Source organism: Gammaproteobacteria bacterium (assembly GCA_011375345.1).
In the GTDB taxonomy this organism is placed as follows: Bacteria; Pseudomonadota; Gammaproteobacteria; order DRLM01; family DRLM01; genus DRLM01.
Genome location: DRLM01000098.1, coordinates 1 through 12,745, shown reverse-complemented (window position 1 = coordinate 12,745; position 12,745 = coordinate 1). Strand labels below are relative to the sequence as shown.

Annotated in this window: 10 protein-coding genes and 1 tRNA gene; all 11 read right to left on the bottom strand. The window is 61.3% G+C overall.

Annotated elements, in window-relative coordinates:
• Positions 1-131 (bottom strand): 30S ribosomal protein S12 (locus tag ENJ19_07440; protein HHM05561.1); only part of this gene is annotated, 131 nt, incomplete at its 3' end.
• Positions 132-354: 223 nt separating this feature from the next.
• Positions 355-4,575 carry a DNA-directed RNA polymerase subunit beta' gene (gene rpoC / locus ENJ19_07435; protein HHM05560.1) on the bottom strand — a complete coding sequence of 1,407 codons (4,221 nt, stop codon included), beginning with the start codon at positions 4,573-4,575 and terminating at the stop codon, positions 355-357.
• 149 nt (positions 4,576-4,724) lie between these two features.
• Entirely contained in the window at positions 4,725-8,798 is a 4,074-nt protein-coding gene (gene rpoB, locus ENJ19_07430; GenBank protein ID HHM05559.1) for a DNA-directed RNA polymerase subunit beta, read from the bottom strand.
• Between the two features lie 284 nt (positions 8,799-9,082).
• Positions 9,083-9,466 (bottom strand): 50S ribosomal protein L7/L12, encoded by a 384-nt coding sequence (locus ENJ19_07425; protein HHM05558.1) that lies wholly within the window; start codon positions 9,464-9,466, stop codon positions 9,083-9,085.
• A gap of 63 nt (positions 9,467-9,529) precedes the next feature.
• Positions 9,530-10,054, bottom strand: a complete 525-nt coding sequence (locus tag ENJ19_07420; GenBank protein HHM05557.1) for a 50S ribosomal protein L10 — start codon at positions 10,052-10,054, stop codon at positions 9,530-9,532.
• Between the two features lie 259 nt (positions 10,055-10,313).
• On the bottom strand, positions 10,314-11,006 hold the full coding sequence (locus tag ENJ19_07415; GenBank protein ID HHM05556.1) for a 50S ribosomal protein L1: 693 nt from the start codon (positions 11,004-11,006) through the stop codon (positions 10,314-10,316).
• Positions 11,006-11,437 (bottom strand): 50S ribosomal protein L11, encoded by a 432-nt coding sequence (gene rplK / locus ENJ19_07410; GenBank protein ID HHM05555.1) that lies wholly within the window; start codon positions 11,435-11,437, stop codon positions 11,006-11,008. Before rplK ends, ENJ19_07415 begins: the two co-directional genes overlap by 1 nt.
• Before the next feature lie 112 nt (positions 11,438-11,549).
• Positions 11,550-12,083 carry a transcription termination/antitermination protein NusG gene (gene nusG / locus ENJ19_07405; GenBank protein HHM05554.1) on the bottom strand — a complete coding sequence of 178 codons (534 nt, stop codon included), beginning with the start codon at positions 12,081-12,083 and terminating at the stop codon, positions 11,550-11,552.
• A 7-nt stretch (positions 12,084-12,090) separates the two neighbouring features.
• Positions 12,091-12,438 carry a preprotein translocase subunit SecE gene (secE, locus tag ENJ19_07400; protein ID HHM05553.1) on the bottom strand — a complete coding sequence of 116 codons (348 nt, stop codon included), beginning with the start codon at positions 12,436-12,438 and terminating at the stop codon, positions 12,091-12,093.
• A 25-nt stretch (positions 12,439-12,463) separates the two neighbouring features.
• Positions 12,464-12,539, bottom strand: a tRNA-Trp gene (locus ENJ19_07395).
• Positions 12,540-12,620: 81 nt separating this feature from the next.
• Positions 12,621-12,745 (bottom strand): elongation factor Tu (locus ENJ19_07390; GenBank protein ID HHM05552.1); only part of this gene is annotated, 125 nt, incomplete at its 5' end.

The window sequence follows — 12,745 nt, the reverse complement described above, 5'->3', positions numbered from 1 at the left end:
TTCTTTGGGGTGGTGGTGTACACCCGGGTACACACCCCCCGCTTTTGCGGACACCCTTCCAGGGCCGGCACCTTACTCTTCTCTTGCTTGCGGCCACGCGGCTTGCGCACTAACTGATTGATTGTCGCCATGAACCTAAAAACTCCAGCCCAAAATAAACAGAAGCGCTCGCCCTTCAGGTCGCCGCGTGTGCGGCCCACCCCTTCTGGTTGAACGCTTAACGCTAAATCACTTGACTGACAGACGGGAAGCGCATGCCGCCCCACGAAAGAAGCGGCATTTTAGGTGTGCTTTGACGAGCTGTCAATAGCCCGGGAGCGCTTTCCCGCTCCCGGGGTACGACGGGTGGGAGGGCTATTCCGGTCCGGCGGCGCCCAAGGCCTCGCTGAGCGCTTTTTCCACTTCTTCCTTGGTCGCCACAGCTTCTGCAAGCCGCCCGGTTTCCTTTGCTTTGTGGCGACGCCGGCGACGGTCCTGGTGGTAGGCCAGCCCGGTACCGGCCGGAATCAGCCGGCCGACGATGACGTTCTCTTTCAGCCCCCTGAGTTCGTCCATCTTGCCACTGACCGCGGCCTCGGTGAGTACCCGGGTGGTCTCCTGGAAGGAGGCGGCGGAGATGAACGACTCCGTCGCCAGGGAGGCCTTGGTGATACCCAACAACAAGGGGATATAGGTGGCTGGCATTTTGTCTTCCGCCTGCACCCGGGCATTTTCTTCCTGCAGGCGGGCGCGGTCAGCCTGTTCCCCCTTGAGGAAACGGGTATCACCGGGGTTGTCGATCTCCACCTTGCGCAACATCTGACGCACGATGACCTCGATGTGCTTGTCGTTGATCTTCACGCCCTGCAGCCGGTAGACATCCTGCACTTCGTTGACGATGTAGTTGGCCACGGCTTCCACCCCGAGCAGACGCAGAATGTCGTGGGGGTTGGGCGCGCCGTCCACGATCACCTCGCCCCGGTCCACGTGCTCACCTTCGAACACGGTGACATTGCGCCATTTGGGAATCAGCTCTTCGTACTGCTCACCATCGGGGCCGGTGATCACCACCCGCTGCTTGCCCTTGGTTTCCTTGCCGAAGCTGATGGTGCCGGAGCGCTCCGCCAGGATGAAGGGATCCTTGGGCTTGCGCGCCTCGAACAAATCCGCCACCCGCGGCAGACCGCCTGTGATGTCGCGCGTCTTGGAGGTCTCCTGGGGAATACGGGCCACCACATCACCCACCCCAACCCGGGAACCGTCCTCCAGATTGACGATGGCCCCCGGCGGCAGGTAGTACACCGCCGGGATGTCGGTACCGGCGAGACACAATTCCTTACCCTCATCATCCACCAGCTTGATCATGGGACGCTGGTCTTTGGCCGGACCGCTGCGCTGCTTGGGATCGGTGATCACCAGGCTGGACAAGCCGGTGATCTCGTCGGTCTGGCGCTGCACCGTCGCGCCTTCGACAAAATCACTGAAGCGGGCCAGACCGGCCACTTCGGTGATCACCGGGTGGGTGTGCGGATCCCAGGTGGCGACCACCTGGCCGGCCTCCACTGCACTGCCGTCGCCCACGCTCAGCACGGCACCATAGGGCACTTTGTAACGTTCGCGCTCCAAACCGGCTTCGTCCAGCACGGTCAGCTCCCCGGAGCGGGACACCACCACATTGTTGCCGCTGGCGTGTTGCACGATTTTCATGTTGTGCAAACGGACGCGGCCGTTGGATTTCACCTCCACGCTGTTGGCCGCCGCAGAGCGGGAGGCCGCCCCGCCGATGTGGAAGGTCCGCATGGTGAGCTGGGTGCCGGGCTCACCGATACTCTGGGCGGCGATAACGCCGATGGCTTCGCCGCTGTTGACCTTGTGGCCCCGGGCCAGGTCGCGGCCATAACAGGTGGCGCACACCCCGTAGCGGGTTTCGCAGGTGATGGGGGAGCGCACCAGAATGCGGTCGATGCTCATGTCTTCCAGGCGGTCCACCCAGTGTTCGTCCAGCAGGGTGCCCGCGGGTACTGCGACCTCATCCTCGCGGCCGGGCATCATCACGTTCTCCGCCACCACCCGGCCCAGCACCCGCTCACGCAGGGGCTCAACCACATCACCACCCTCAATCAGCGGCATCTTCAACAATCCGTTCTCGGTGCCGCAATCGTCCTCGGTCACCACCAGATCCTGGGCCACGTCCACCAGGCGGCGGGTCAGGTAGCCGGAGTTGGCGGTTTTCAGCGCTGTATCCGCCAGACCCTTGCGCGCACCGTGGGTGGAGATGAAGTACTGGAGCACGTCCAGGCCTTCGCGGAAGTTGGCGGTGATGGGCGTTTCGATGATGGACCCGTCCGGCTTGGCCATGAGACCGCGCATGCCGGCCAACTGGCGAATCTGCGCCGCGCTGCCGCGGGCACCGGAATCCGCCATCATGTAGATGGAGTTGAACGAGGGCTGCTTGACCCGTTCGCCCTCCGCATTGGTCACCTCATCGGTGCCCAGCTCCTCCATCATGGCCTTGGCCACCTGGTCGTTGGTATGGGACCAGATATCCACCACCTTGTTGTAACGCTCGCCATTGGTGACCAGGCCGGAGACGTACTGGTCCTCGATCTCCTTCACTTCCTGCTCGGCCACGCTGATAATGGCCGCTTTGCGATCGGGCACCACCATGTCCTCCACCCCCACCGACACGCCGGAACGGGTGGCATAGTAAAAACCTGTGTACATCAGCCGGTCAGCAAAAACCACCGAGGCTTTCAGACCCACGCGGCGATAGCAGGCATTCACCAGGCGCGAAATCGTTTTTTTGGTGAGATCCTGGTTGACCAGTTCGAAGGGCAGCCCGGCGGGCAAAAGATCCGACAACAGGGCCCGCCCCACGGTGGTGTCCACCAGCACGCGACGGGGCACCAGTTCACCCTGCTCGTCGAACACGGTTTCCCTGATGCGCACCTTGACCCGCGCGTGCAAATCCACCACCCCGTTTTCGTAAGCACGGTGGGCCTCCGCCACGTCGGCAAAAGACATGCCCGTGCCCTTGGCCTCCGCCCGCTCCCGGGTCATGTAGTACAGGCCCAAGACCACGTCCTGGGTGGGCACAATGATGGGTTCACCATTGGCCGGAGACAGCACATTGTTGGTGGACATCATCAGGGCGCGGGCCTCGATCTGCGCCTCCAGGGACAAGGGCACATGCACCGCCATCTGGTCGCCGTCAAAGTCAGCGTTATAGGCGGTGCACACCAGGGGATGGAGCTGAATGGCCTTGCCCTCGATCAACACCGGCTCGAAGGCCTGAATACCCAGACGGTGCAGGGTGGGCGCCCGATTGAGCAGCACGGGATGTTCGCGGATGACTTCTTCGAGAATGTCCCACACTTCCGGCCCCTGGCGCTCCACCATTTTCTTGGCGGCCTTGATGGTGGTGGCCAGGCCACGGCGCTGGAGCTTGGAAAAGATGAAGGGTTTGAACAGTTCCAGGGCCATGGTCTTGGGCAGGCCGCATTGCTGTAATTTCAGCGTGGGGCCGACGACGATCACGGAACGGCCGGAATAGTCCACCCGCTTGCCCAACAGGTTCTGCCGGAAGCGGCCCTGCTTGCCTTTGATCATGTCCGCCAGGGATTTCAGCGGCCGGCGGTTGGTGCCGGTGATAGCCTTGCCGCGACGACCGTTGTCCAGCAGCGCGTCCACCGCCTCCTGCAGCATGCGCTTTTCGTTGCGCACGATGATGTCCGGTGCGTTGAGATCAAGCAGGCGCTTGAGGCGGTTGTTGCGGTTGATCACCCGGCGATAGAGGTCATTCAAATCCGAGGTGGCAAAACGACCGCCATCCAAAGGCACCAGCGGCCGCAGTTCCGGCGGCAGCACCGGCAGCACGGTCAACACCATCCATTCCGGTCGGTTGCCCGATTCGAGAAAGGCCTCCATCAGCTTGAGGCGCTTGGTGAGCTTTTTGATGCGCGTTTCCGAATTGGTGGAGGCAATTTCCTCACGCAGCCTGGCCACCTCGGATTTCAGATCCAAGGTGGAGAGCAGCTCATAGACCGCCTCCGCACCCATGCGGGCATCGAACTCGTCGCCGTATTCCTCAATGGCGTCCAGATATTGTTCGTCGGTGAGCATCTGGTTGCGTTCCAGATCCGTCATGCCGGGATCGATCACCACGAAGGATTCAAAATACAGCACCCGCTCGATATCGCGCAGGGTCACATCCAGCAACAGACCGATGCGGGACGGCAGCGACTTCAAGAACCAGATATGGGCCACCGGACTGGCCAGCTCGATATGGCCCATGCGTTCGCGCCGCACCTTGGCCAGGGTCACTTCCACGCCGCATTTTTCGCAGATGACGCCGCGATGCTTGAGACGCTTGTACTTGCCGCACAGGCACTCGTAGTCTTTCACCGGGCCGAAGATCTTGGCGCAAAACAGCCCTTCCCGCTCCGGCTTGAAGGTGCGGTAGTTGATGGTTTCCGGCTTTTTGACTTCGCCATAGGACCAGGAGCGGATTTTACTGGGCGATGCCAGGCCGATACGAATGGCGTCGAACTCCTCTACCGTGCCCTGCTGTTTGATTAGACTGAGTAGATCTTTCATTACGTCTCCTGCTCGAAGCTTTCGAGTCTTTGTGTAGGGTAACCCGCCGTGCCCTGGCATCGGCGGGGTCGCCAGCCCCCGACGCGGCCACCCGATGAACAGCGGGGGCACGTCTCGCGGCGTGGCGGGCCAAGCCCGCCCTACATGTACTAGTCCTGCTCCAGTTCGATATCGATGCCCAAGGCCCGGATTTCCTTGACCAGGACATTGAAGGACTCCGGCATGCCGGCTTCCATGCGGTGATCACCGTCAACGATGTTTTTGTACATCTTGGTGCGGCCCGTCACATCATCGGACTTGACGGTCAACATTTCCTGCAGGGTGTATGCCGCACCGTAGGCTTCCAGCGCCCACACTTCCATTTCACCGAAGCGCTGGCCGCCAAACTGGGCCTTGCCACCCAGGGGTTGCTGGGTCACCAGGCTGTAGGGGCCGGTGGAACGGGCGTGGACCTTGTCATCCACCAGGTGGTTGAGCTTGAGCATGTACATATAGCCCACCGTCACCGGCCGGTCGAAGGCGTCCCCGGTACGGCCGTCATACAACCTCGCCTGCCCGGAGCGCGGCAGCCCGGCCAGCTCCAGCATGGTTTTGATTTCTTCCTCGGCGGCGCCGTCAAACACCGGTGTTGCCATGGGCACACCGCGGCGCAGGTTGTTCGCCAGGTCAAGTATTTCCTCGTCGTTCAGGGAATCGAGATCCTCTTTCTTGCCGCTGGTGTTGTAGATCTGACCCAACAATTCGCGCAGCTCACTGATCTTTTGTTGTGCCTCCAGGGCGGCGGCAATTCTCTGACCCACGCCTTTGGCCGCCCAGCCCAGATGCGTTTCCAACACCTGTCCCACGTTCATGCGCGAGGGGACACCCAGCGGGTTGAGCACCACGTCCACCGGTGTGCCATCGTCCATGTACGGCATGTCTTCGGCGGGCACAATCATGGAGATCACACCCTTGTTGCCATGGCGGCCGGCCATTTTGTCGCCGGGCTGAATGCGGCGCTTCACCGCCAGGTAGACTTTGACCATCTTGAGCACGCCGGGAGCAAGATCATCGCCGGCGGTGAGCTTGGTCTTCTTTTCATCGAATTTTTTGTCGTACTCCTGGCGCTGCTCTTTCAACTGCCTGGCCAGCTGCTGCAACTGCTCGTCGGCCTCCTCCGATTTGAGCCGCACATCGAACCACTTTTCACGCGGCACGCCGGCGAGGTACTCCGCTGTGATTGTGCTGCCGGACTTCAGCCGCTTCGGCCCACCGGCGGCGGCCTGACCCACCAGAAGCTTTTCCACCCGCTGGTAGATGTGATCTTCCAGAATGCGGAACTGGTCGTAGAGGTCTTTCTTGAAGCGCTCCAATTCGGCTTTTTCAATGGCCTGGGAGCGCTTGTCTTTTTCCACGCCTTCACGGGTGAAGACCTGCACGTCGATCACCGTGCCGTTCATGCCGGAGGGCACGCGCATGGAGGTGTCTTTCACGTCCGAGGCTTTTTCACCGAAAATGGCCCGTAGCAGTTTTTCCTCGGGGGTGAGCTGGGTTTCGCCCTTGGGCGTCACCTTGCCCACCAGGATGTCCCCCGGCCCCACTTCGGCACCGATGTAAACGATGCCCGACTCGTCCAGCTTGGCCAGAGCCGCCTCACCCACGTTGGGAATGTCCGAGGTGATTTCCTCCGGCCCCAGCTTGGTGTCCCGCGCCACGCAGGTCAGCTCCTCGATATGGATGCTGGTGAAACGGTCTTCCTGCACCACGCGTTCGGAGATCAGAATGGAGTCTTCGAAGTTGTAGCCGTTCCAGGGCATGAAGGCCACCAGCATGTTCTGCCCCAGGGCCAGCTCGCCCATGTCAGTGGACGGGCCGTCGGCCAGCACATCGCCGCGCGCCACCACATCGCCGGGTTTGACCAGCGGCCGCTGGTTGATGCAGGTGTTTTGGTTGGAACGGGTATACTTGGTGAGGTTGTAGATATCCACGCCGGCCTCACCGGGCAGCACTTCCTCATCGGCGACACGCACCACCACGCGGCCCGCATCCACCGCGTCCACAGTGCCACCCCGCCGGGCCACCACCGTAACCCCGGAGTCCTTGGCCACCACGCGCTCGATACCCGTGCCCACCAAAGGTTTTTCGGCGCGCAAGGTGGGCACTGCCTGACGTTGCATGTTGGAGCCCATCAGGGCCCGGTTGGCATCGTCATGTTCCAAAAAGGGAATCAGGGCCGCCGCCACCGACACCACCTGGCGCGGCGACACGTCGATGTAGTTGACCCGCTCCGCCGACATCATGGTGAACTCATTGAGATGACGACAGGAAATCAGGTCGTCCACCAGGCGGCCCTCCTCATCCACCCTGGCGTTGGCCTGGGCGATGACGTACTGCCCTTCCTCTATGGCCGACAGGTAGTCGATTTCATCGGTCACCTTGCCGTCCACGACTTTGCGGTAGGGGGTCTCCAGGAAACCATAAGGGTTGGCACGGGCGTACACCGCCAGCGAGTTGATCAGACCGATGTTGGGCCCTTCCGGCGTCTCGATGGGACACACCCGGCCATAGTGGGTGGGGTGCACATCGCGCACCTCAAAGCCCGCGCGCTCGCGGGTCAAACCGCCGGGACCCAGGGCCGACACCCGCCGCTTGTGGGTGACTTCCGACAAGGGGTTGTTCTGGTCCATGAACTGGGACAACTGGCTGGAGCCGAAAAACTCCTTCACCGCGGCCGACACCGGCTTGGCGTTGATCAGTTCGTGCGGCATCAGGCCCTCGGACTCCGCCAGGCTCAGGCGTTCCTTCACCGCCCGCTCCACCCGCACCAGGCCGATGCGGAACTGGTTTTCCACCATTTCCCCCACGCTGCGCACGCGCCGGTTGCCCAGGTGATCGATATCGTCCACGGTGCCGCGGCCGTCCTTGATGTCAATCAGGGTCTTCATGACATCGATGATGTCCTCATTGGACAACACCCCGGGGCCGGTAATCTCCTCGCGCCCCACCCGGCGGTTGAATTTCATCCGCCCCACCGGGGACAGATCGTAGCGGTCGGTGTTGAAAAACAGGTTCTGGAACAGGGCTTGCGCCGCTTCCTTGGTGGGCGGCTCCCCCGGCCGCATCATGCGGTAGATTTCCACCAGCGCCTCCAGTTCGGAACGGGTGGAATCAATACGCAGGGTCTCGGAGATGTAGGGGCCGCGATCCAGATCGTTGGAATACAGGACGCGGATTTCCTTCACGCCTGCCGCCAGCAGCTTGTCCAGCAGCTCGGCGGTAATCTCGTCGTTGGCCTCGGCCAGCAACTCACCGGTTTCGGTGTCCGGCACATCGTGGGCCAGGGTCTTGCCCACAAGATAGTCCCGGGGAACCGCAAGGGTTTTGATATTGGCCTTGAGCATTTCGTTGACGTGCCGGGCCATGACCCGGCGCCCGGCCTCCACCAACAGCTTTCCGCGGGGCGTTTTGATATCGAATGCCGCGGTTTCGCCGCGCAAGCGCTCGGGAATCAAGTCCAGCCTGATCTCACCGTCATTGAAATGGAAGGTGTTGGTTTCAAAGAACAGCGCAAGAATCTGCTGGGTGTCATAGCCCAGGGCCCGCAACAACATGGTAGCCGGCAGTTTGCGCCGCCGGTCGATGCGCACAAACACCATGTCGTTGGGATCGAACTCGAAATCCAGCCACGAGCCGCGATAGGGGATCACCCGGGCCGAAAACAGCAGCTTGCCCGAGGAATGGGTTTTGCCGCGGTCATGCTCAAAGAACACCCCTGGCGAACGATGCAGCTGGGACACCACCACCCGCTCAGTGCCATTAATCACGAAGGTGCCGTGATCGGTCATGAGCGGCATCTCGCCCATGTACACTTCCTGCTCCTTGATGTCCTTGACGGTGTCCGCGCCGGCCTCTTTGTCGTAGATCACCAGCCGCACCTTGACACGCAGCGGCGCGGCAAAGGTCATGCCCCGCTGTTGACATTCCCGCACATCAAAGGCCGGCTCGCCGAAACGATAACTGACGTACTCCAAAACCGCGCTGCCCGAATAGCTGGCTATGGGGAACACGGATTGAAAAGCGGCATGCAGTCCTTGCTCGCGCCGCTGGTCGGCGGGGGTGTCTTCCTGTAAAAAATGACGATAGGAATCCACCTGGATCGCCAGCAGGTAAGGCACATCCAGCACGCTGGGGTGCTTGCCAAAGTCCTTACGAATGCATTTTTTCTCGGTGAAGGAGTAAGCCATCTATCTTCCTCAAGAAAGGTTCATTTAAAATAGCGTGCCGCGACCACCGGTAGCGGAACCCAGGCTCATCACGTGGCGGTGGGCCGTCCCTGCTGACACTGTGCCATCTGCCCGGGACATAACAGGAAAAGGCCGGCAGCATGACGCTGCCAGCCGATGCCCGAAATCTGACCGCAACACCTGCGCGAGACCGGCCGCGCCGCCGCGCGCCAGCGGACGCACGGCGGCGAAACCCAGCATGTCCTCGCCGCGAACGATCAGTGTCTTTGCTCTCCGTCTGTCGCTTATTTGAGTTCCACAGAAGCACCCGCTTCTTCGAGCTGCTTCTTGATTTCTTCGGCCTCCTCCTTGGAGGCACCTTCTTTAACCGTGGAGGGCGCACCTTCAACCATTTCCTTGGCTTCTTTCAGACCCAGGCCGGTAATGGCGCGAACGGCCTTGATAACCGCCACCTTGTTGCTGCCGAAACTGCTCATCACCACGTCGAACTCGGTTTTTTCCTCGGCGGCGGGTGCATCAGCCCCCCCACCGGCCGCCGGAGCGGCCACCGCCATCGCCGCCGCCGCGGATACGCCAAATTTTTCTTCCATGGCGGAAATCAGATCGACGATTTCCAACACGGTCATATTGGAGATGGCGTCCAAAATCTCTTCTTTAGCCACAGCCATTACATTCACTCCCATAAATAATATTACTGTTCGATTGCCTCAAGCCGGCCACTGCGCCGCGCTTCAGGCCGCTTTTTTCTGGTCGCGGACCGCCGCCACCGTCCGCACGAACTTGTCGGTCGGCGCTTTGATGGTGCGGGCCAGCTTCTCGATGGGGGCTTTCATCACCGCCATCAGCCGGCTGATCGCCTCATCCCGCGTGGGCATCTCCGCCAGGGCCACCAAATCGCCAGGGGCCAACAGCTTCCCGTCCAGGGCCACGACTTTCGCAACGAGCTTGTCATGCTCCTTGGAAAAATCGCGCACCAGCCGGGCCGCCGCCGCGGGCTCCTCGGCCGAAAACGCCAACACCAGCGGCCCCACCAGGGCATCGCTCATGCAGGCATAGCCGGTGCCCTCCAGGGCCCGCCGGGCCAGGGTATTCTTGACCACCCGCAGGTAGACACCCGCATTGCGCGCCTCGGCGCGCAGCCGGGTCATCTCGCCCACAGTCAGCCCGCGATACTCCGCGGCGACCGCCGATTGGGCCGTTCCGGCCACTTCAGCGACTTCAGCGACGATGGCCTCTTTTTGCGCTCTCGTTAACAAGAGTCCACCTCCTAACTATCTAACCGGGCCACCCCGCCACCGGGGTCCACCCATTGGCACAGGACGCTCAGCGTCCCACCTCTACGGCAACCGTCGCCAGGAAAACCTGTCTCGGGCTTCACCGCCTGCGCAGGCCCCGCATCCGCCCACCAGACTCCTGGCTGCAAATCACGGATTTAAGCGCATCCACCTGCGGTCTTTGACGGCTGCCGCCCACAGAAGCCGGCAGCCCAAAGCCTTGAATCTCTACCCCACCGAATCAGGTCAGCGGCGAATGATCAACTTGAGCGCCCGGCCCCATGGTGGTGGATACCGTGACACGCTTTATGTATTGACCTTTGGAGGCACTGGGCTTGGCCTTGACCAGGCTCGCCAACAGCGCCGCGAGATTTTCCCGCAAGGCCGCCACATCGAAGCTCGCTTTGCCGATGGGGCAGTGAATGATGCCCGCCTTGTCGGTGCGGTAGCGGACCTGACCCGCCTTGGCGTTTTTCACCGCACCGGCCACGTCCGGCGTCACCGTGCCCACCTTGGGGTTGGGCATCAGCCCGCGGGGGCCGAGTATCTGTCCCAGCTGACCCACCACCCGCATGGCGTCGGGCGAGGCGATGACCACATCGAAATCCATCTGGCCGCCTTTGACGGCTTCTGCCAGATCCTCAAAGCCCACCACATCCGCACCGGCCTCTTTGGCCGCCTCGGCATTGGTGCCCTGGGCAAACACCGCCACCCGCACCGTCTTCCCGGTGCCGTTGGGCAGCACGGTGGAGCCGCGCACCACCTGATCCGACTTGCGGGGGTCAACACCAAGATTCACGGCCACATCGACGGATTCGTCAAATTTCGCTGTGGCACATTGTTTCAGCAGCGCCAAAGCCTCATCCACTTCAAAAACCTTGCCCGCGGGCAGCTTTTCCCGGATGGCACGCAAACGTTTTCCAGGTTTGGCCATCACACACCCTCCACCTTCAGACCCATGCTGCGGGCACTGCCGGCGATGGTGCGCACGGCGGCGTCCATATCCGCCGCAGTCAAATCCGGCATCTTCGCATTGGCAATGTCTTCCAGCTGTTCACGGGTCACCGTGCCCACTTTCACGCTGTGGGGCGTGCTGCTGCCTTTGTCCAGACCCGCGGCCTTTTTCAGCAATATCGAGGCCGGTGGGGTTTTGGTGACAAAAGTGAAGCTGCGGTCACTGTAAACGGTAATCACCACCGGCAGGGGCAGACCCGGCTCGGTGCTTTGCGTCTGGGCATTGAACGCCTTGCAAAACTCCATGATGTTCACACCGTGCTGCCCCAATGCCGGCCCCACAGGCGGGCTGGGATTGGCCTGCCCGGCCTTGACCTGCAGCTTGATATAAGCTTGAATTTTCTTTGCCATGACTCACTCCCGGCGGGTGCCAGCGCCTTACGGCTCCCCGCTGTTTTCGCTCTCAAGCCAAAAGCCCCAAGCACACAATCGCGGCGCTTGAGGCAGCGGGCTTGAACCTGTATCAGCCTTTTTCTACTTGGCCGAATTCCAGCTCGACAGGCGTGGAGCGGCCGAATATCAGCACCGCCACGCGCAAGCGGCTCTTTTCGTAGTCCACTTCCTCCACCACGCCGTTAAAGTCGGAAAACGGGCCTTCCGTAATCCGCACCACTTCCCCGACCTCGAACAATATCTTGGGCTTGGGCTTCTCCACGCCTTCGCGAACCCGGTCTAAAATGCGCTCGGCTTCCTTGTCGGAGATGGGGGCGGGACGATTGCTGGTCCCGCCGATAAAACCCATCACCTTGGGCACGTCTTTCACCAGGTGCCAGGTTTCATCGTCCATTTCCATCTGCACCAGCACATAGCCGGGGAAAAACTTGCGGTCGCTTTTGCGCTTCTGGCCACCGCGCATTTCGACCACCTCTTCGGTAGGCACCAACACTTCGCCAAAGCGTTTTTCCATACCGAAGCGCTTGATCCGTTCTTTCAAGGACCGCACCACCTGGTTTTCAAACCCGGAATAGGCGTGCACCACGTACCAACGCATGGTCATCAGCGTCTCAGCTCCCCTGCCCCGTCAGCAGCTTGACCGACCATACCAGGAAGGAATCCAGGCCCCACAGAAAAACAGCCACGATCACCACCACCACCATGATAATGCCGGTGGTCTGGTGGGTCTCCTTGGCGGTGGGCCACACGACCTTGCGCATTTCCACCTGGGCCTCGGCAAAGTAGCTCAGCACAGCGCGGCCTTTGGCCGTTTGCAGGGCAACACCTGCGGCCACCCCACCCACCAGCAGCAGGCCCAAAACCCGCCACAGGATGGAAGTCTCGGAAAAATAATAGAAAGCGGCGATGCCACCCGCCAGCAGCAGCGCCGCAACCAGCCATTTGATTTTGTCTGCCATGATATAAAGGCAACTTGTCCGTTAATGGCAGGCCAGGAGGGAATCGAACCCCCAACCTGCGGTTTTGGAGACCGCCGCTCTGCCAATTGAGCTACTGGCCTGAATTTTGGAGAAGCTACAAGCACCAACTCATCCGCCACCGACGCACAGGGCAGCGGTGGCGGCCGCTTGCGGTTTCTGACTTACTCTATGATTTTCGACACCACGCCCGCGCCCACGGTGCGGCCGCCTTCGCGGATGGCGAAACGCAGCCCTTCTTCCATGGCAATGGGGCCAATCAGCTTGACCTTGATGCTGACATTGTCGC